The organism is Psychrobacter sp. CLB018, assembly GCF_041222815.1.
Taxonomy (GTDB): domain Bacteria; phylum Pseudomonadota; class Gammaproteobacteria; order Pseudomonadales; family Moraxellaceae; genus Psychrobacter; species Psychrobacter faecalis.
Genome location: NZ_CP166085.1, coordinates 166,355 through 186,718, shown reverse-complemented (window position 1 = coordinate 186,718; position 20,364 = coordinate 166,355). Strand labels below are relative to the sequence as shown.

Sequence of the window (20,364 nt, the reverse complement as noted above, 5' to 3'; positions counted from 1 at the left end):
TGATTATGAATCTAAATTTTAATCAAAGTCTTGCCAAAAACTATACATCTGAATCGCAAAAAATTCGTGTGCTCAGTGAAGATTGGGTCGCAAAACAAAGTTATTGCCCCCGTTGCAATGCCGAACCCTTAGTTGAATTTGCCAATAACCAACCCGTCGCTGATTTTTATTGCGGACATTGCAGCGAGGAATATGAGCTGAAAAGTAAAAAGGCAAAACTGAGCCACCTTATTAATGATGGTGCTTATGCCACTATGATTGAGCGTATCAATAGCGAGGATAATCCCAGCTTTTTCTTTTTGACCTACTCGCCAGAATATAGGGTGAATAACTTTTTAATCATCCCCAAACAGTTTTTTAAATCGGACATGATTATAAAGCGCAAACCATTATCTGTATCTGCCAAACGCGCTGGCTGGGTCGGCTGCAATATTGATTTGCGTAAAGTACCTGAATCAGGGAAAGTATTTTTGGTAAAAGACCAGCAAGTCATACCACGCGACAATGTTACCGAGCAATTTCAAAAAACCTTATTTTTGCGTCAGCAATCACAGCAGACCCGTGGTTGGACATTGGATGTTTGGCAGTGCATCGATAGCCTAGATACTAACTTCTCTCTCAATCAAGTTTATGCATTTTCTGACTTATTAAAACTTAAACACCCTGACAACAACCACATTAAAGATAAAATCCGTCAGCAACTACAAGTGTTACGCGATAAAGGCATTATTGAATTTACTGGTCGTGGACATTATCGCAAATTATATTAAGCGCTTTTCATTATAACGTTCAGCTCTCGGTTGCCCTTTCTTATCGCGATAGGCATCAGCTATCAACTCATCCTTATCGTCCCATAATGGTAAACGTGCCGTTGCAACTAAACGGTCATGAAACTTATGCGGCGGATACTCCCAATCAATTTCATCATTTATTTTAAAAAAGTGCTCTTCTCGATAATCTACATAAGCGTGCATTCTATTTTAACATAGTTATTCCAATGCCATACTAGCTGCAAAGATGTGCGAGCAGGCTTAGTAAACTGCTTCAAATTGACCGTTAGCGCACGCCTTACTGGTTCGTCGTTAGGAAAGACTTTAATACGCTGCTCGATAACTTCTTCTGGTGTTTCTGCATACTCAAACACACCGCCAAAGGCAATAAATTTTTTAAAGTCTTTTAAATACATAACGCCGAGCGATAATTGGGTATAAGGCGATAAATAAATAATTTCATCAGGTTGTTCTTTTGCTAATTTGCAAATTTCATCAAAAACCATCAAGCGACGAATTTGTATTGGAATTCTGCTTTCTTCATAAATTGGACGCATCGATATCTCTCCATTTAAAAGGCGCTATTGAACCTTTATGATTGAGAAAATATCATTGATCGATTTTCCTGAACGCACAAGTCTTTGTCACAAAAGACGATTACTTCTTTTTAAGCACCTTTGCTAAGCTAGCGTATATAAATCCTAAAGAAATTTTGATAAGCAAGTATTGGGAATAGTGATGATAAAAAGTGATAAGACAGTAGAGGAAATCTTTCAGATAGAGATTGTCGAGACGCTAAGTAACCTCGTAAAAATTAGCGCAGAGGACGAACAAGGAGCACTATTAAAAGCGCAAGAACTGTATCGCAATGAAGACGTTGTTTTATACCCTGATAACTTAATTGACACCAAATTTAACATTCTTTAAATACGGTTAACTCGCTTCAAAACCCATCACTTCACCCGAGAGTAACCTCAGACTACTCATGGGCATAATACCGCGCAGCGCATTGCAAAAGAATAGCTGACTTAAATGGGGTAAATCCTCATCTTGTAATGACCGGATAATGACGGGATTTTCACTAGTCGATAATGTATCGATAATCACTTGCCGCATCACGCCAGCAACGCCCGATTGCGCCATCGACGGCGTATACCATTGACCTTGGGTTAAATAGTTGCTGCTGCTGTTATTTAGAGAATGTGGACGATTGGACGATTTTGCGACTGACGCTTCTACTAATTGATAAAACACGTTACTCATCGTGCCCTCAACCCACTGCCCGCTCATATCGCGTAGTAGACCTTCGGCGATGCTTGGCTTTATATTGTCTTGCCATGTATTAGCTTCGATAGCTTGGGCTTTGATAGCGTTCAGCTCGCCACTTGCCAGTACATTATCCAGACGATTTAAGCTTTTAAGTCCGGCGAGCGGCGGCGGCAAACAAGCAATTTGAGAGGATAAGCAAATGGCGCTCGCGGCAGGTTGTAGCGGGATAATTTGATTATTAGCGAGTGGCAGCGATTGTGCGGTAGTAATGGCCATTGGTGAGGATTTAAGCCAAATCTCACACGCACTGCCGCCAATATTTGGCGTATAGCCATAGCCACGGACTTCTTGCTCGGCACGCATGACGATAAGTTTTAGCACCCCTTGCTGTAATTGCTTGGCATGTGTTTTTAACATGGCTAATAGCAACTGGCTGTCCAACTGTAGCTGCAAGGCTGTCGCATGCGAGACAAGGCGCTGCTGATGATAGTCCAACCACAGTATCTGCCCGTCAATGACACCCATAGTGGTAAAAAAACCATCACCGTATGCCAGCCCGCGATTGTCTAACGACAACGTGGTCTGTGTAGCATTCGACGGATGCAAACATATCCAGCTATTGGGCGACATTCAGGCCAGCCCTACTTATTTATCAGCGGTTTGAGAAGCGGATTTATTAATCACCAGCATACAACTATAAAACTCGCATTTTGCCAACTCTACTTTTTGACCGCCGATGGTTTTATTTTTGGCGATTTGACCGCCGAGCATATCAGCGACCAGCTTGCCGCCTTCATCGCCCATCAATTGACGCGCCAGCTGATAAGCTTTTTTGGCATGGTTTTGACTGATTTCTTTTTCTTTATCAGAGTCGGTTGGATTGGCAAAATACCAGCCAAGCTCGAGGTATTTTTCAGAATCAATCAGGTCCAAATACGGCGCATCATCCTGCATAAAGCGATATTTGGACGCCGGATTACTGGCATAGTCCAAGCTATTTTCGTCGGTGCTGACCACTTTACCAAAGGCTGATTGTATCTTTTTAAGCTCATCGATACTTAAGGAGGTTACTTTGGCAGTGCCCCACGAGGCGATATCGTATTTGACTGGCGTCCCTTGCGCAGCTGTTGCGCCATCGAGGTCAGCGTTGGCATTGGGGTTTTCTGCCTTGGAGGTCTCAGCGGTGGTCTGCTCGCTATTATCAGCGCCTGCTTCTTTGGCGGCGGTATCGCTCTCTGTATTGCTATTACAGGCGCTCAAAGACACGCCAACTGCCATTATCATACTGACCATCAGGGTCTGTAGGCTTTTATTCCACATGGGCAATGTACTCACACTTTTAAAGAGATCCAAAAACGGTATTAACGAGCGGGGTTTGCTGCCGCTGATAATGAAAAATGTCTGTTAAACTTTTATAGTTATATAATTTATTGGTTATAGGCTTTGGTAGCAGTCAAATTGTTAAATCTTGCCTTTTAATCATTGTAGAACATAAGGCCGACTAAAATCTTCATGCTCCCTAGTTTACCCAACTGCTTAACACTTGACTAGCTTTTACCTTACACTTACCGCTCCGGCAGAGTACAGATTTGTTAAAGACCTCACGAGATAAAGGCATGATTTATTTGACTAATGAGCAGCTCCGTTTTTTAGCCCTTTTATTGGCTTAGCATGATTGGCTTAGCATAATTGGCTTAGTATAGGTTTGTGAAAGTTAACGTTATCCCCTATGATAAGTAGGATTTGTTAAGTGGCGTTGCATAAGATAATTAAACGGCCACTTTTTTATTGATAACTTCTTACCTGTTGATTTTGTCTCTATTTCACCCTTTACAAGCAGCGGACCCTTTATGACCCAGCATTTTATCGTTATAGGCAATCCGATTGCCCACAGCAAATCCCCTGAAATCCATACGCAATTTGCAGCGCAGGCGAGCTTAGAGATTAGCTATCAGCGCCAGTATTGCCCTGATGATGCAGCCAGCTTTACTGCGGTGATTGAGGCATTTTTTCAGGGCGGCGGCGTTGGTGCCAATGTGACTGTGCCCTTTAAGCAAGTGGCTTATGAGTGCTGCGCGGCGCGTGGTGGCTTGTCTGAGCACGCCAAAGTCGCAGGCGCCGTCAATACCTTGCTGCTAAATAACGCCCTGTTAAAAAATGGCACGCCAATAGCTGAGGCGATATATGGTGATAATACCGACGGCCAAGGTCTGGTCAATCATATAACAAGTTTAAACTGGCCTTTAAAGGACGCACGCGTGGCAATAATCGGCGCAGGCGGCGCAGCGCGCGGGGTGATATTACCATTGATTGAAGCGGGTATCAGCGAGCTTACCCTTGCCAATCGTACATTAAATAAAGCGACAAATTTAGTTAATGAGCTAAGCGCTGCAAGTGAGACGATTGCAAGGCAGCAGATTAAAACCTGTAGCACTGAGGCGCTAAGCGGTGAGTTTGATATCATCATCAATGCCACCTCGATTGGGTTATCGGGTGATACGCTGCCACTTAGCGACGAGTTACACAGTCATTATGCTTACGATATGATGTATGGACGCGCGCTGCCATTTTTACAGCACTTTGCCAAGCGCGGCGCACAAACGTCAGACGGTTATGGCATGCTTATCGGGCAGGCAGCGTTAAGTTTTGAGCGTTGGACAGGACATAAGGTCGATGTTGCGCAAGTCATCGACAGTTTATAAGTACATTGAATGAACAGCTTAAAAAAGCCGTATTAATGTGAGCATACGGCTTTTCATTTGCTAATAAAGTTAACCAAAACGCGCCAGCAGCCAATTTTCCATCCGACGCAGCGGCACGCGTAAATTGGTCGAATGCATCACCACCCCGCCGCTTAGCCCCACCACACAACCAATCATGGTATCAAACAAACGCGCCAAAATGACCTCTTGATAAGCTTGCTCAGTAAACGGCAACCCACTACCGTATTCGGCAATAAATATCGTCAGCGGTGTGATAAATATTACCGCCAAGCCATAATGGCGGTCGACCAAGGTTTCGATACACAGCATTAAGCCTAATATCGCCAGCGCCACGCCCCATATCGGCAAACCCCACGCCAGCATCCATCCCGCCAGCCCAACGCCAACCAGGGTGCCAAGCAAACGATGTATCTGCTTAATCCACATGGTACGCAAATGAATACCTTGGATAATCAAAAAACAGCTGACCGCTGCCCAATAGGGATTTGATAAATTTAAGCTCAGCGCGATGACTAAAGATAGACTGACAAAACCGGCGACAATCACACTCTCCGTAATGGTATCGGGCTCATAACTATAAGTCGGCGTCGGTGTCGCTGGGCGCGTCGCCAATAAAAACAGCGAATACAGCAGCGCCATCACCAAAGCAAAACCACTACCGAGCATCACCAAACCTGTGGCCGGCATGACATCTTCTAAAGGCAGCGGGATAAATAGCGCAATCGCCCCCGCCATCATCACAAACAAACCTGCGGGCGGCGGCTGACGATAGTAGCGCCCAAAAATTACAATACCAAACGCCATCAAGGTAAATATCGGCAATTTTAATGGCGGAATTTGCTGCGCTATCAGGCCCAGCGCAAAACACAGCGACATCGCAAACCCCCATGCCATCACCGTCACCAAACGAAACGGCAGCTTACCTGCTAACGGTGTATTTAAAATAACCATCGCCCCTAGTGACGCTTTAATACCAGACGGCAGAGCATCAAAGTACGCCCCGACAAATACCGGAAAACTAATGGTAATTGCAGCGATAATCGGCATGTGCCACGGTCGTTTGCTACGGTTGACGGTTAATAAATGGTTAAGCTCACCATCGATGAGTTTTTTTAACCGCCCAACTACTGCCATTAGCCAAAATACTGGCGTCTTTTTCTGCTCTGTTTGGTATGCTAAATTGCGCTTTGGTGCGCTCATAAATTGTGTTCCTTTATTCTGTTTGGGCACGCAACTCATACACTTAACGGTTGTTTTGCGTCTATCCCGCTGTCTATATTGAAACTTATGCTACAACCTATATTAAAACTATGGTTCTTTATAAAGTTGGACTTATTGATGCCTATTTATAAATAAATAAACTACTTTTACTTATAACTTAAATTTTTACATTATTTAATATATAATGAATATTAGTTATTAGTTGTATATTTGTGGCTATAGAAGATTTATACTGACCTCAATGCTACGACAGCTGTTTTTTATCAAGGATGCCTTAACGGCTATAAAAATGGACAAGCTGTTCTTAATAAACTTAGATGACGACCTGTGATACTGTCTGCCTTTATCCCAGATAATTAAACTCCCGTTTACATGAACCATGGCTCAATTAATGAGCCGACAGTCTATGCTAACGAACTATCCTAGCTAAATAATCAAAGAGAGCGACTATGTTAACTTACAAAGCACCTTTGCGTGATATCAAGTTTTTGATAAATGATGTTTTTGACTATCAAACGCATTATAAAGATTTGGACAATGGCGAAAACGCTGATCCTGAAACGGTCGATATGATTTTGCAAGGCTTTGCTGACTTTGCTGAAAATGTCTTAGCGCCTTTGTACCAGCCAGCGGATGAAGAAGGCTGTCATTTTGAAAATGGTGTGGTCACTACGCCTAAAGGTTTTAAAGAAGCTTATGACCAGTTCGTCGAAGGCGGCTGGCAAGGTATTTCGTACCCTGAAGAGTACGGCGGTATGAACTTACCGATGTCAATCAACCTTATTAAGTCTGAAATGATGGGTACGGCTAACTGGCCTTGGGCGATGTATCCTGGCCTATCAACTGGTTGTATCAACACCTTACTACAGTACGGTACCGACGAGCAAAAAGCGATTTATTTACCTAAATTGGTTGGAGGTACGTGGTCGGGCACCATGTGTTTGACTGAGCCGCAGTGTGGTACTGACTTGGGTCAGGTTAAATCAAAAGCCATCCCGCAAGATGACGGTACTTATAAAATCAGCGGTACCAAGATTTTTATCTCAAGTGGCGAGCATGACTTAACCGACAATATCGTCCATATCGTTTTAGCTCGTCTACCAAATGCGCCAGAAGGCACACGCGGTATCTCATTGTTCATCGTACCAAAATTCTTGCCAAATGCTGAAGGTGAATCTGGCGAGCGTAATGGCGTGGTTTGTGGCTCTATCGAGCACAAAATGGGTATCAGCTCATCGTCAACTTGTGTTTTAAACTTCGATGACGCAGTTGGTTACTTAATTGGTGAGCCAAATAAAGGCTTGAAAGCGATGTTCACCTTTATGAACACTGCTCGTATCGGTACTGGTATTCAAGGTTTGGCGCACACTGAATTGTCTTTCCAAAACGCCCTACCATACGCTAAAGACCGTCGCTCTATGCGTACGCTATCAGGCACGAAAGACCCTGAAAAAGTGGCTGATGCGATTATTCATCATGCCGACGTACGCCGTATGCTATTGACCCAAAAAGCCTTTGCTGAAGGCGGTCGCTCAATGATTTATCACTCAGCGCGCTATGCCGACAAAATGTCTCAAGGCGTTGCCAATGGTGATGACGCTGAGTTTGAAAAATGGGATGACAAATTGGGCTTTTATACGCCTATCCTAAAAGGCTTTTTAACGGAGCTTGGTATTGAAGCGGCCAAACACGGTCAGCAAATCTACGGTGGTCACGGCTATATCAAAGAATGGGGCATGGAGCTTATCGCTCGTGATGCCCGTATTGCGACGATGTACGAAGGTACCACTGGCGTACAGGCGCTTGACTTACTCGGTCGTAAAGTTATCTTGCAGTCTAAAGGTAAAATTATCCGTGATTACACCTCAAGCATTATGAAATGGTGCGGCGAGTATGCGCTTGATAAAGACATGCGTAAATTCGTTTGGGCACTGACCAAACTATGTGCTGAGTGGAACACCTTGACCGTACGCTTGATGCTGATGGCGCGTAAAGACCGTGAAATCATCTCTGCGGCATCAGATGACTTTTTGATGTACTCAGGCTATGTGATGATGGGTTATCACTGGGCGCGCATGGCGGCAGTCGCTTATGACAAGCTTGAAAAAGGCGGCACTGAGTCACCAGAATTCTACAAAGCTAAGATTCAAACTGCAGAGTTTTACTTTGATAAAATCTTACCGCGTACCTCAGGCCATGCTGAAAGTATGGTTGCTCCAAGCGAGAGCATGACGGCAATGGCAGTCGATAACTTTGCTTTCCTAGACTAAGATTGCTTCACAATTGAGCAAATAATTAACAAGAAAAGCGCCTATTCATTAGGCGCTTTTTTATGTTTAATATAAAGTCAGAGAAGATACTAGAACCATAGTCATCAAGTAATAGACATGCAAATAATAGACAGCTGATAAAATATATTTTAATAAGGAAGCAATGATGTTGTCGATTAATAACAGAACCGCTTTATCAAGTACACGAGCGCTAAAAACGCTATTATTGAGTGCCGCATTAATCAGCGTTGGTGCCAGTAGCGCGCTGGCTAAAACTAGCGATACCCCCATTCATTTTGCCAAAGGCGCTATTAGTAGCGTGGTTACGGGTAAATTAAAACCTAACGAAGAGGAGCGCTGGTACCGCTTTAATGCCGCCGCTGCGCAATACGCCGTTATTAATATTGCGCCACTTACTGGTACGTCTGAGACTGCTAATGTCGGCGTCCTGCACATGCCAAATGGTAAATATGATGGCACCAAAGGCGGGATTATTTATCAAGGCTGCCTACCCGCAACTGGCGAATATCGCTTACGTATCGCCCGCAATTTGATGGCGACTCATGGTAAAACCGCTGGTTATAAGGCTGAGGTGATGGTACTGCCTAAGTTTGCCAGTAAGTCCTTATGTGCAGATAAATAGCTGGTCTGTCATTTTTATAAATCACTTTTATAAACAATTGAGCCTAGCGTTTAGCTCAGCATTTTTTTATGATAAATCGCGCTGATTTCTTCTACTTCGACGCAGATTTGGATGTCAGCGCGTCCTGATTGCTGTGCATGCAAACGCTCTTCTATAGCAGCTGTCAATAATTCAGCGAGTTGATGGCGTATGACTTCGTCACGGCCGCTCATAATTTTTAGATGGGCATAAACAAAGCCGTTGCGCTGCTCGTCATCTTCCACGCCAACCAAAAACGTCTCAATCGGTACAATACGGGCTTTGATATCAGTAGGTTTGCCAAAGTGCCCACTGTCCCATAGCGCTTGATTTAACGCTTTTAGAAATGATTCTTCATGAGTAATCGTGACGTTTGGCGTCACTTGAATGGTTAAATGCGGCATGGGTAACATCCTTATTTAAAAATAGCAATTCTGCTAATAAGCAGCGCAAACACTATTGAGAGCAAATAACAAAAGCGCAGAATAAACGGCGTGTAAAATTTTCCTTAAATACTAATCATCGATGATATCTGCAAAGCGTGCGTCAAGCGTGGTCGCTAATTGCTCGGGTGGCAACTCAATCTCTAGACCTCGGCGACCGCCACTCACATAGATAGTTGCTTGCTGTTGCGCGGCGGCATGGATAAGCGTCGGTAGGCGCTTTTTTTGCCCCAATGGGCTAACGCCGCCAAGCACATAACCCGTCGACCGTTCGACCAATTTAGGCTCAGCCATTTGTACTTTTTTACAGGCCAGCATTTTATTGCTCGATAAAGCTTTCGCCACTTTTTTAAAATTTAGCGTTTGATCGACCGGCAAAATCGCCACGGCCAGCGCGCCTGCGTCGGTTGTCACCACCAAGGTTTTAAACACACGCTCGGCAGTAATGCCCAGTTTTTCTACTGCTTCTAGTCCGAAAGAGGCGGCGGCGCTGTCGTGAGTATATTCATGCAACTTATAGTCAAGGCTGTGCTGTTTGGCAAGTTCGATAGCAGGGGTCATAATATTTTGGCTTAGAATAATGAAGTTAAAAGATAAAATTCCAGATAGATTTGAATGTAAATATTTTGATTTAATGCCATACAGTATTGCGCGAAATCGCAGGTTTTTCTACCTCTGACTTTAAATAATTTCGCCTTTTAACGGTTGGCTCGTCAAATATTCTCTGGCATTTAAACCAGTACTCTATGCCGTTATGAGATTAATATTGGCAGTATATACAGACACTATATATCGCTTTGATGGCTTTTATGGCATCATAAGCTCACCATATTTGACTAATTTTGATACTGATTATGATACCGAAGTTCTTAAAAAAACGGATTTTTAAAGCGCCCGTCGCAACTGACCATACAACCTCAATCCCAGAATTCGAGGCTGAGATGTTGCCGGTTGCATCAACCCTTTATGCCAATGCGCCGATTAACCAGCTTTATCGCAAGCTGTCGGGTCAGCTGCTTGATGTCGCTGTGAAGCCAAAGCTTTTGGGCGAGTTGCCAGAATTCGACGATGACGACAATATCCTTAGGTTTTATGTGCTGCAAGATTATTCGCGCTCCAACAGTATTTTGATTGACCTACAGACGCAAGAGCATAATCTGCCGCCCGCTTTGGTCGGCGTGCAAGATATTACTCATGATGTTAAAGAAAATGCCGCCATTATCTTTTTACATCACCCGCATGCCAAAGACAGCCAGTTGTCACCTCGCCTATCGCGTCTGGTTGCCGCGGTCTTACAACATCCAGAATTACAAGTGCGTTTGGTGCCAGTGTCGATCCTGTGGGGACGCGCGCCAGAAAAAGAAGACTCGTTATTTAAATTGTTGACCGCCGATAACTGGGAAGATCCTAGCATCACCAAGCAGCTATTTAATATCGGGGTGATGGGACGTGATACCTTTGTCCAGTTCCATCCGCCGCAGGATTTACGCACCCTTATCCATGACAGCTTAAAAGGTGATGGCGAAGGATTCTCTGTCTTTGATTCTGTTGCTAGCGAAACCAATACCGCAAAAAACGCCGCACAAGCTGATAACGCTGATACGGCAAACGATGCTAATAAGGTAAATGATATAGCGCCAAGCTTTGCCATGGTTGCGTCAGCCGATGGCAATCGTGAGCTGGTACGCTCATTACAACAGCAGCTTAATATTTATTTGGATAAACAGCGCGCCAGCATGCTCGGCCCCGACTTGTCAGACAGACGTAATTTGGTCGACAAATTGGTTTATTCGCCCGCTATCAAACATGCAATAGAAGCAGAAGCGGCGGCGTCAGGCACCAGTGTGCGGGAAGCGCGTATGTTAGCCAAAGGCTACGCCAATGAAATGGTCAATGATTACTCACACTCTATCGTGCGCGGCTTTTATAAGTTCCTGACGTGGTTGTGGACGCAGCTTTATGATGGCGTAGAAGTGCATCACTTTGAGCGGGTACGTGAGCTGGCCGCTGATTATGAGCTTATTTATGTGCCTTGTCACCGCAGTCATGTCGACTACTTGCTGCTGTCCTACGTCATTTATATGCGCGGCTTAAGCATTCCTTATGTTGCCGCAGGTGATAACTTGGATGTACCAGTACTGGGGCCATTATTGCGCGGCGCGGTTGCCTTTTACATTCGTCGTAGCTTCCGTGGCAACGCGCTATATACTGCGGTACTGCGTGAATATATGCACACGCTGATTACCCGTAATACCCCGATTGAGTACTTTATCGAAGGCGGACGCTCGCGTTCAGGGCGACTGCTGCCACCGAAAATGGGTATGCTGGCGATGACGGTACATAGCCAATTACGCCGGACCAATAAACCTGTGGTGTTTATACCGACCTATATCGGTTACGAGCGCATCATGGAAGGCGGCACCTATGTGGGCGAGCTAAAAGGCAAGCCAAAAGAGTCAGAATCGCTAATCGGTCTCCTAAAAGTTGGGCGCAAGATTGAGCGTATCTTTGGTAATGTGCATTTAAGCTTTGGTACGCCGTTGCATCTTAGCGACTTTATGCAAAAATTCGATGTGCCAGCCAACAGCTTACCTGCCGATCGTACCGACACGCCACTCGATGATAAAACCAGCGCCATGGTAGATAATATCGGCGTCAAAGTCATGCAGCATATCAATAAAGCAGCGGTCATCACTCCAGTGTCGTTATTGTCATTGGTATTATTATCCGCACCAAAGGCGGCGCTTGATGAAGATATTTGCCGTGAGCAAATCGCCCTTTACCAAGGTCTGGCTCAGCACCTACCTTACTCTGATGATACGATTATCACCGATATGACGCCGCAGCAAATCATCGATTACGGTATTAAGCTAAAACTTATCGAACGCATACCGCATATCTTGGGTGATATTATTCAAGTTGCTGGCAAACAGGCGGCGCTACTGAGCTATTTCCGCAATAATATCCTGCATGTGTTTATTTTATTGTCTTTCTTGTCAGCTCTAGTAGCACGTAACGGACGCATTGAACGCAGCCGTCTCAATAGTATCGCCGAGCAGTTATATCCCTTTTTACAAAGCGAGCTGTTCCTCTATTATTCAGCCCATGGTCTTCAAGAGACGCTGAATAAAAAAGTCGATAGCCTGCTTGCAAGTGGCCTGATTGTAGAATTAAGCGACGGTATGCTAAGCGTCCCTGAGACCAATAGTAAATGCTATCAGCAGCTACAAGTGCTTGCGACCCCAGTCGAACAAAGCCTTGAGCGTTACTTTATGACCCTTGCCCTACTTGCGCAGCAAGGCTCAGGCAACCTAACCGAAAACGAAGTCGTTGACCTCTGTCATTTGCTCGGTCAGCGTTTGTCAGTCCTGTATGCTGATGATATTCCTGATTTCTTTGACCGTGCGCTATTTACCAGCTTTATCGGTGCTTTGATTCGTCTTGATTATCTGCAAAAAGACGAAGAAACTGGCATCTTAACCTTTGATCAGCGCATCGATAATATTGCCCACCATGCTAAATATGTCCTTAGCCCTGATATGATGCAAATCTTGCAGCAAGTGGCGAGCCTCAACGAAGAAGAAATTGCCCACGCCATTACTGAGATTAGCAATAAAAAACAGCGTAAGTTTGGCCGTAAGCGTTCATAAAGCAACGTAAAAGCTGAACATAAAAAAGACCTCTAATAGATTAGAGGTCTTTTTTTATATCTAAAATTATTGTCCAAAAATACTTATGACAAACAAAGTTTTTAGCAAAGATTCTAGGTAGAAATCTTTTTATACTTCATGCGTTTAGGACTGGCGTCATCACCCATGGTCTTTTTACGATAAGTTTCAAACTCAGAATAGTTACCATCGAACCAAATTGGGCCTTCATCTTCGAATGCCAAAATATGGGTCGCGATACGGTCAAGGAACCAGCGATCATGCGACACTACCATTACCGTACCGGGGAATACTTGAATGGCATCCTCTAGCGCACGTAAGGTTTCGATATCCAAATCGTTTGATGGTTCATCGAGGAGCAAGACGTTAGCGCCCTGTTTTAGTGTCTTAGCAAGTTGCAAGCGGTTACGCTCACCACCTGATAATTGACCGACGTGCTTTTGTTGGTCTGAACCTTTAAAGTTAAAACGGCCAATATAAGCGCGGCTTGGGGTTTCATAGTCGCCAACTTTGATGATATCTAGGCCGTCAGAGACTTCTTCCCAAACAGTCTTTTTGTCATCTAAGTTATCACGTACCTGTCCGACATAAGCGACTTTGACACTTTCACCCAAATCGACTGAGCCGGTATCTGGCGTATCACGTTCGGTAATCATGTTAAATAGCGTGGTTTTACCCGCACCGTTTGGACCGATAATACCAACGATAGCGCCCGCTGGGACGTTAAAGCTTAAGTTTTCATACAGCAGACGATCGCCAAACGATTTAGAGATATCGTTGACTTCGATGACTTTATTACCCAAACGTGGACCTGGTGGAATATAAATCTCAGAGGTCTCATTACGCTGCTGGAACTCTTTTGAGTTCAATTCCTCAAAACGCTGCACGCGTGATTTAGACTTGGCTTGCTGACCTTTTTGGTTTTTACGAATCCACTCAAGCTCTTTTTTCAGCGCTTTAGCAAACGATTCTTCTTGTTTATTTTGCTGCTCTAGACGGACGTTCTTTTGCTCGAGCCACTCAGTATAGTTGCCTTCGTACGGATAGCCATGGCCACGGTCAAGCTCCAAAATCCACTGAGCAACGTTATCCAAGAAATAACGGTCATGGGTAATGGCGACGATGGTACCGCTGTAGTTCTGTAGGAACTGCTCAAGCCAAGCAACCGATTCAGCGTCCAAATGGTTGGTCGGTTCGTCAAGTAACAGCATATCAGGGCGTGATAACAGCAGACGGCAAAGTGCCACGCGGCGTTTTTCACCACCTGATAATTTGCTGACGTCTGCATCCCATGGTGGTAGACGCAAAGCATCAGCAGCTTTTTCTAGCTGGGTATTTAAATTATGCGCATCCCATGCTTGAATGATGTCTTCCATTTTGCCTTGTTCTTCGGCAAGCTTATCAAAGTCGGCATCAGGTTCAGCATATTCGGCATAAATGGCATCGAGGCGTGACAGTGCATCTAAAGCTTCACGCATACCATCTTCGACGTTGCCGCGGACATCTTTACTGTCATCAAGCTGTGGTTCCTGCGGTAGATAACCAACCTTCGTACCTGCTTGCGCGCGCGCTTCGCCGCTAAAGTCTTTATCCACGCCCGCCATGATACGTAGCAAAGTTGATTTACCTGAACCGTTAATACCTAAAACACCGATTTTGGCGCCAGGAAAAAACGACAGATTGATGTTTTTTAAAATCTCGCGCTTAGGTGGAACAAGTTTTGACACGTTGTTCATCGTGTAGATATATTGAGCCATTAACACTCCGATAGACTGCATAGACGAGACGTGCAAACCAGACTTAGCAATCATGCCAAACGGGCTGCGCCTCAAAAATCAGGGTTATAAATTGTTTACCATTATCGCATTGTGGCGCAACCCCTGCAAGCTAACGGACTGTTTTACCTGTCTTTATATGCCTTTTAACTTTTTTTGCAGACTTTTTACGCTTAGCTGTCTGTTTTAGTAGCTTTCTCTGCCAATACCTTTATGCGAAATCACGCCTTACAAACTCATGTCGTGACGTTTGAATTAAAGTAAGGCTATTAACATTCGCCCTATCTAGCCTTACGGTAAATGACTAGAAAATTCATTTAAAAAAGCTCACAATAAGTACCATAAAAGGTTAACACTAAGCAGATCATGCGTATGATAGCTATTTAATAACTAATGCCTAAATAATCAATATTCAAGAATAGCCAGTTTATCAACCGCTAGGAATAATTATAAATATCAATAATTGGAGAATCTTTATGAGTAATAACGACAAACAGAATTTAGACATCGTTCACAATGAGCAAGCCAAGCGTTTTGAAACGTCAATCAATGGTCATACGGGTTATATCAGCTATCAAGAGCGCGGCGATCAACTGGTATACGACCATACCATCGTGCCACAAGAATTGGGTGGTCGCGGTGTTGGGTCTGCACTGGTTAAGCATGCTTTAAACTACGCGCAGGATAATAATAAAAAAGTGGTGCCACAGTGCTCGTTTGTCGCCTCATATATTGATAAATACCCTGAATATAAAGGGTTGCTTTAAGCTTAACAAAACAAGCCAATGATAGATAAAGCTTTATAGTAGTAACTATATAGTAGTAATTATGCTATAAAAGCCTTATCTTGGTTTAAGCGCTAAAACGTACGACTACCCTCCTATTTATCTGACGATAATTATTATATTTTTGCTTGCAATGATGTAATAAAGACAATCAGAATTAGGTGGGTTTTTTGTCCTATGTGCTTTTTGTCCTGACATTGGGCAAGAGAAGATATGTAAAGTGGAATAGAAAGCAGCAAACCGATAACCCTCCCTAATAATAATAAAGGATATCACCATGAGTAGTTTATCTAACCAACAAATCGACTTACAATTGGAAGACTTGGCTGGCTGGCGGCGCGACGGCAATAGTATCGTCAAAAGCTATCATTTCAGCGATTTTATTGAAGCGATGAGCTTTATGAATCAAGCCGCTTTTTATGCCGAAGCGCTCGAACATCATCCTGAGTGGAGCAATACTTATAACATTGTCGATGTACGCCTGACCACGCATGATACGGGTGGTATCACAAGTCTAGATATTCGCCTTGCAAAACGTATGGAACATATTATCCAGCCTAAAACTTTCTAGAACCGCATAAGACGTTTGGTACCAAAAGTAATCAAAATAATCAAATTTTAGCTATAAAAAAAGTCCTCAATCGAGGACTTTTTCTTATTACCAATATGGAAAATTACGACCTAAGCAGTCACTGTTCTCTATTACATACGGCGACTAACAAATGCGACAATGAATAGAATCACAGCAATGGCTAGTAGGATATAAGCAAAGTTTGCCGATAGACCAGCGACACCGCCAAAACCTAGGAAACTTGCAATCAACGCGATTACCGCAAAAATAATAGCCCAACGAAACATAATATTCTCCTCAAATTATGGTTAGAAACTAGATATACAGCTAGCAGTTTTGGTTATTAATAACCTATTTATCAATCAACCGTTTTACCACTGCACTCTTTTCTTCCTGAAAATCTTCTTTTTGTTTTGATACAACTTATTACTGCGTACGAATATAGATTAGCAATGATTTTCTCTGAAGAACGTTCATTTTGGTAATAATGTCGATAGGTTATGTAAACTTTGTAGTAAATCTTACCATTCCTAAGTTTTTACTTGGCTTTTCAAGACTTATGTGTAGAGATAGTGAATAGTTACTTAAATTCGCTCATTTTTATGACAAAATCTGCTATAAACCTAAATCTGCTACTTTCTGCAGATTCCATATCTAATGTCAGTTGCATAATGAACAAAAACAGCTATTTAGCAATTTCACAATAATCGCTATTTAATAAGGAAAATAACTATGAATACGGAAACCTCAAACGATACAGCGACATCAAAACAAACATCAACAAATCAAGAGCCTGCAAACCCTAGTGAGAAGCGTCCTTACGCGGTAGTTTTGTACGGTGCAACCAGTTTTGTGGGTCAGATTACGGCGCATTATTTAACAGAATTTTTATCGAACGCTAAAGATAAAAATGACGAGAATGTCACGTGGGCGATAGCGGGCCGTGACGAAGAAAAGCTCAATGAGCTACAGTCTAAGCTTACCAGCAAAGTCGATATTATCATTGCTGATAGTAACGATGCTGCTAGCCTCGATAAGATGACCAAACAAGCCCAAGTTATTATCTCAACCGTTGGCCCTTACCTAAAATACGGCGAGCCATTGATTAAATCTTGCGCTAATAATGGTACCGATTATGTCGATCTGACTGGCGAAGCGATATTCATCAAAGATATGATGGATAAATATCAGGACGCCGCCAAGCAAAGCGGCGCGCGTATCGTCAATTCATGCGGCTTTGACTCTATTCCGTCGGATTTGGGCGTTTACTTTACTCAGCAGCAAGCACAAGAAAAATTCGGTCGCGCTTGTGATGTGATTCATATGCGCGTCAAAGCGGCAAAAGGTGGTTTATCTGGCGGCACGATTGCGTCGATGGCGACGATTTTTGAAGAAGTCGGTCAAGACAAATCACGCCGTAAGCAAGTGGCAAACCCTTATTTGCTCAACGACGACAAAGATGCACCAAACGTGCGCCAAGATAATGTCAGCAAGCCAGAATACGATGACAAGCACAAACGCTGGCTGGCACCCTTTGTCATGGCCAGCATCAATACTCGCATTGTGCATCGCAGTAACCAACTGCTTGGCTATGAATATGGTCGCGACTTTAAGTATGACGAAGCGATGTGGATGAAAGACGGCGTAAAAGGTAAATTATCAAGCTACGCGATGAGCGCAGGTTTAATGGGATTTGCCACGGCGATGATGATTAAACCAAGTCGCGAGCTGTTATCTAAACATGTGCTGCCTAAATCTGGCTCAGGTCCTTCTAAAGAAGAGCAAGAAAACGGCTACTTTGATATTCGCTTGTTTGGTGAAACTGCCAATAACGACACCATCAAAACCAAAGTGACTGGCGATAAAGACCCTGGTTATGGCAGCACCTCGCGTATGTTGGCACAGGCAGCTTTATGTCTCGCGCAAGATATCAGTAAAGACGATATCGGCGGTGGTTTTTGGACGCCTGCTTCGGCGATGGGTGATCGCTTAATTGAACGTTTAGAAGAACATTCTGGTCTCAGCTTTGAAGTAGTAGAAGATTAATAGTAACTATAGTTAAGATTAAAACAAGATTTAGCTCATTGAGTATGACTTTAACTAAGCCAGTAACGACCGCTTCTTGGTAGCAAGAGGCGGTTTTTTTATTGCTTATATTCTTTACCTCGTTACTCTTCAAGTTTTAGACAAATGTTAATAAACGATAAAAGCGTATTTCTTTGGTAAACGATGTTGCCCCTTTGCCCTTTTTCAATACATTAAGCTACACATTCCCAGACTAATGTCACAGCCATATTGCTATAACTCACGTAGGATTAAACAGGTTATGGCACGGATTTTATAGACCAAGCCTAAGTTCAACAAGCCCAAAGAAACATATTAACAATAACTACATTAATAACAACTAAGAGGGAATGACTATGAAATTAAATGTATTAACAGCCGCAGTTTTGACATCCGGTGTCGCCATGTTTGCGAGTACCGCCAACGCTGGTATGACGACTGATAACCATGGTAACGTTGGTTATGACAGCTACGATGAATGTGTCATGGCGGTCAAAGACGGTTCGGCGAAATTTTATACGCCTTATACTTACCAAAAACCAAAAATGCAGGCAGGCGAAGCGTCGATTAAAAAGATGCGTTTGTCTGAGGTTATGATTCCTCAAGCCGTGGTCAATAGTAATAATTTACAAGCCAGTGATTATTCAGCCGGGGCTTGTGATTTGGGCGTTGGACAGTCAAACGGCCGCTATGGTGTCTCAGGTCCTTTAGTGGGTAAATACGTACCTATCGCTGCTGATATGCCCGTCAACGTCTATATGGACAAAGCCGGTAATCCGGTACGTCTCAGCATGCAGCAGTGCGATAACCACTTTGGCGCCAAATTCCCCACCCCTGTTGTCAGCGACGCTAAAGAAACTGAAGCGCCAGCGCCAGAACCTCAAGTTGCCATCACTGAAGAGCGCAGTATGGAGCCAGTCGTTGTCGAAACTACCCGCGTTATCCGCCCTGCTAAGTATCGTGTAAAAGAAGTCATCATTGCGCCGGAAGACCAAATTAAACGCGTTAATACCGCAAGTGGTACAGCAATTGCGGTAGAAGATGGAGCTAATCGCGCCGTCATCGTTGGTGAAGAAGCAGATAGCAGCGTCCTTGAAGATACAGAAATCAGTCAAACCTTCCCTGTGATTCGCGTGCCGGACAATAATACCCAGCAACGCGTGGTCAATCCAACAACCGGTAAATATGTGATTGTTGAATAGAATGTTGATAATTGAGTATTAACCATACGGTCTTTAAAATTAGAAAGGAAAGCAAAAAAGACATTTTGCTTTCCTTTTGTCGAGCCTGACAATAACGCTACAATAGTTGCACAAACTCACTTACAAACACCGCTCTGTGAGAGTTTTAATCGATGTGCTACTGAACCCATGCTTATTTAGTTGCTATTCTCCTATTAGATTTTTATCACTGACCCAGTTCAGCTTATAAAACTCTCTAACCAAATCAATCATGATAATCGTTCAATGGTTATCATGATTTTATTTTGTCTATAGGTTTAATGTTAGACATATTAAATATATAAATGCGAAATACTAAATAAATTGGTATAGCAATTTTGTTTTATACAACAATACTCAATATAAGCGTCAAGTTTAAAACCCCTTAAACTGACATTATAAGATTGTAAATTAAGGAATGGATTAATGAAAAAAAGTACTCTATCTTTATCGTTACTTATGGGCGCAGCGCTCACTATCCCAAGTTTGGCTATGGCAGCCCCTACTGATAGCGAAGCAGTAGAAGATGCAGCCACTGCAACCACCCTCGAAGCTGAAGGCACTCCTACAAATGAAGCCGCAACCGATCAATCTAATCCATTTCAATTAAGCGAAACTCAAACGATCAAAAGAGCACAGGTTAATAATCTTGCTAACAAACAGCCAATGACTACTGAGCTACAATCTGAGCAAGCGACAATTCAAAATACCATGCAAGAAGACATGCAGGCGCAACAAGCCGCAATGCAAAATCCAGAAGCTGCAATGCAGCAACAAGCCATACAAGATGATGAAGCAGCGATGCAACAACAAGATTTGCAGCAAGCTATGCTAGATGAGGAAGCAGCTCTACAAGAAGAAGCATCATTAGAGACTGAAGAAGATGCCGAGCCGACGCAAGCGCTATAAAACATAAATAGCAAA

The 20,364-nt window shown here is 43.4% G+C and carries 20 protein-coding genes; 11 read left to right on the top strand and 9 right to left on the bottom strand.

All coding sequences use genetic code 11. The features are described 5' to 3' along the window. The first annotated feature begins 5 nt into the window (after positions 1-5). Positions 6-770, top strand: a complete 765-nt coding sequence (locus AB8P72_RS00820; protein WP_369957910.1) for a DpnI domain-containing protein — start codon at positions 6-8, stop codon at positions 768-770. On the opposite strand, the gene AB8P72_RS00815 is transcribed toward AB8P72_RS00820, so the two are convergent. Then, complete coding sequence (locus tag AB8P72_RS00815; RefSeq protein ID WP_369957909.1) at positions 762-974, bottom strand: hypothetical protein; 213 nt, start codon at positions 972-974, stop codon at positions 762-764. The genes AB8P72_RS00820 and AB8P72_RS00815 overlap by 9 nt on opposite strands. Continuing rightward, the gene (locus AB8P72_RS00810) at positions 959-1,327 is read right to left on the bottom strand and encodes a hypothetical protein (RefSeq protein ID WP_369957908.1); all 369 of its coding nucleotides are present in this window, start codon (positions 1,325-1,327) and stop codon (positions 959-961) included. Before AB8P72_RS00810 ends, AB8P72_RS00815 begins: the two co-directional genes overlap by 16 nt. Before the next feature lie 181 nt (positions 1,328-1,508). Here AB8P72_RS00810 and AB8P72_RS00805 point away from each other — a divergent pair, with 181 nt between their 5' ends. Next, positions 1,509-1,697, top strand: coding sequence for a DpnD/PcfM family protein (locus AB8P72_RS00805; RefSeq protein ID WP_288727682.1), 189 nt, complete (start codon positions 1,509-1,511; stop codon positions 1,695-1,697). A gap of 6 nt (positions 1,698-1,703) precedes the next feature. Here the strand turns inward: AB8P72_RS00805 and AB8P72_RS00800 are convergent, their stop codons facing one another. Both AB8P72_RS00800 and AB8P72_RS00795 read right to left on the bottom strand, forming a co-directional pair. After that, the gene (locus tag AB8P72_RS00800) at positions 1,704-2,669 is read right to left on the bottom strand and encodes an aminotransferase class IV (RefSeq protein WP_369957906.1); all 966 of its coding nucleotides are present in this window, start codon (positions 2,667-2,669) and stop codon (positions 1,704-1,706) included. A 15-nt stretch (positions 2,670-2,684) separates the two neighbouring features. Further along, positions 2,685-3,374 (bottom strand): hypothetical protein, encoded by a 690-nt coding sequence (locus AB8P72_RS00795; protein ID WP_369957905.1) that lies wholly within the window; start codon positions 3,372-3,374, stop codon positions 2,685-2,687. A gap of 515 nt (positions 3,375-3,889) precedes the next feature. On the opposite strand from AB8P72_RS00795, the gene aroE reads away from it, so the two are divergent. After that, positions 3,890-4,741 carry a shikimate dehydrogenase gene (gene aroE, locus AB8P72_RS00790; protein WP_369957904.1) on the top strand — a complete coding sequence of 284 codons (852 nt, stop codon included), beginning with the start codon at positions 3,890-3,892 and terminating at the stop codon, positions 4,739-4,741. 69 nt (positions 4,742-4,810) lie between these two features. Here the strand turns inward: aroE and AB8P72_RS00785 are convergent, their stop codons facing one another. Continuing rightward, positions 4,811-5,962: an FUSC family protein gene (locus tag AB8P72_RS00785; protein ID WP_288727678.1), complete on the bottom strand. Its 1,152-nt coding sequence runs from the start codon at positions 5,960-5,962 to the stop codon at positions 4,811-4,813. 470 nt (positions 5,963-6,432) lie between these two features. Here AB8P72_RS00785 and AB8P72_RS00780 point away from each other — a divergent pair, with 470 nt between their 5' ends. After that, the gene (locus AB8P72_RS00780) at positions 6,433-8,253 is read left to right on the top strand and encodes an acyl-CoA dehydrogenase C-terminal domain-containing protein (RefSeq protein ID WP_369957903.1); all 1,821 of its coding nucleotides are present in this window, start codon (positions 6,433-6,435) and stop codon (positions 8,251-8,253) included. Between the two features lie 163 nt (positions 8,254-8,416). Further along, positions 8,417-8,896: a hypothetical protein gene (locus tag AB8P72_RS00775; RefSeq protein WP_369957902.1), complete on the top strand. Its 480-nt coding sequence runs from the start codon at positions 8,417-8,419 to the stop codon at positions 8,894-8,896. 50 nt (positions 8,897-8,946) lie between these two features. On the opposite strand, the gene AB8P72_RS00770 is transcribed toward AB8P72_RS00775, so the two are convergent. Together AB8P72_RS00770 and ybaK are read right to left on the bottom strand one after the other, a co-directional pair. Next, positions 8,947-9,318: a 5-carboxymethyl-2-hydroxymuconate Delta-isomerase gene (locus AB8P72_RS00770; RefSeq protein ID WP_369957901.1), complete on the bottom strand. Its 372-nt coding sequence runs from the start codon at positions 9,316-9,318 to the stop codon at positions 8,947-8,949. A 111-nt stretch (positions 9,319-9,429) separates the two neighbouring features. Beyond that, positions 9,430-9,918 (bottom strand): Cys-tRNA(Pro) deacylase, encoded by a 489-nt coding sequence (ybaK, locus tag AB8P72_RS00765; protein ID WP_369957900.1) that lies wholly within the window; start codon positions 9,916-9,918, stop codon positions 9,430-9,432. Between the two features lie 380 nt (positions 9,919-10,298). On the opposite strand from ybaK, the gene plsB reads away from it, so the two are divergent. Beyond that, entirely contained in the window at positions 10,299-13,007 is a 2,709-nt protein-coding gene (plsB, locus tag AB8P72_RS00760; protein ID WP_369958253.1) for a glycerol-3-phosphate 1-O-acyltransferase PlsB, read from the top strand. 113 nt (positions 13,008-13,120) lie between these two features. Here the strand turns inward: plsB and ettA are convergent, their stop codons facing one another. Further along, positions 13,121-14,782, bottom strand: coding sequence for an energy-dependent translational throttle protein EttA (gene ettA, locus AB8P72_RS00755; protein WP_369957899.1), 1,662 nt, complete (start codon positions 14,780-14,782; stop codon positions 13,121-13,123). Between the two features lie 494 nt (positions 14,783-15,276). Here ettA and AB8P72_RS00750 point away from each other — a divergent pair, with 494 nt between their 5' ends. Together AB8P72_RS00750 and AB8P72_RS00745 are read left to right on the top strand one after the other, a co-directional pair. After that, positions 15,277-15,567, top strand: a complete 291-nt coding sequence (locus tag AB8P72_RS00750) for a GNAT family N-acetyltransferase (protein WP_369957898.1) — start codon at positions 15,277-15,279, stop codon at positions 15,565-15,567. A gap of 295 nt (positions 15,568-15,862) precedes the next feature. Next, positions 15,863-16,156 carry a 4a-hydroxytetrahydrobiopterin dehydratase gene (locus AB8P72_RS00745; protein WP_306495380.1) on the top strand — a complete coding sequence of 98 codons (294 nt, stop codon included), beginning with the start codon at positions 15,863-15,865 and terminating at the stop codon, positions 16,154-16,156. A 131-nt stretch (positions 16,157-16,287) separates the two neighbouring features. Here the strand turns inward: AB8P72_RS00745 and AB8P72_RS00740 are convergent, their stop codons facing one another. Beyond that, a complete protein-coding gene (locus tag AB8P72_RS00740; RefSeq protein ID WP_068407724.1) occupies positions 16,288-16,443 on the bottom strand; it encodes a DUF1328 domain-containing protein in 156 nt (51 codons plus the stop codon). A 445-nt stretch (positions 16,444-16,888) separates the two neighbouring features. Here AB8P72_RS00740 and AB8P72_RS00735 point away from each other — a divergent pair, with 445 nt between their 5' ends. The 3 genes from AB8P72_RS00735 (at position 16,889) to AB8P72_RS00725 (ending at position 20,349) form a co-directional block, all read left to right on the top strand. Next, positions 16,889-18,202, top strand: a complete 1,314-nt coding sequence (locus tag AB8P72_RS00735; protein WP_369957897.1) for a trans-acting enoyl reductase family protein — start codon at positions 16,889-16,891, stop codon at positions 18,200-18,202. Between the two features lie 374 nt (positions 18,203-18,576). After that, positions 18,577-19,422 carry a hypothetical protein gene (locus AB8P72_RS00730; protein WP_369957896.1) on the top strand — a complete coding sequence of 282 codons (846 nt, stop codon included), beginning with the start codon at positions 18,577-18,579 and terminating at the stop codon, positions 19,420-19,422. 444 nt (positions 19,423-19,866) lie between these two features. Then, positions 19,867-20,349 (top strand): hypothetical protein, encoded by a 483-nt coding sequence (locus tag AB8P72_RS00725; RefSeq protein WP_369957895.1) that lies wholly within the window; start codon positions 19,867-19,869, stop codon positions 20,347-20,349. Positions 20,350-20,364 lie beyond the last annotated feature (15 nt).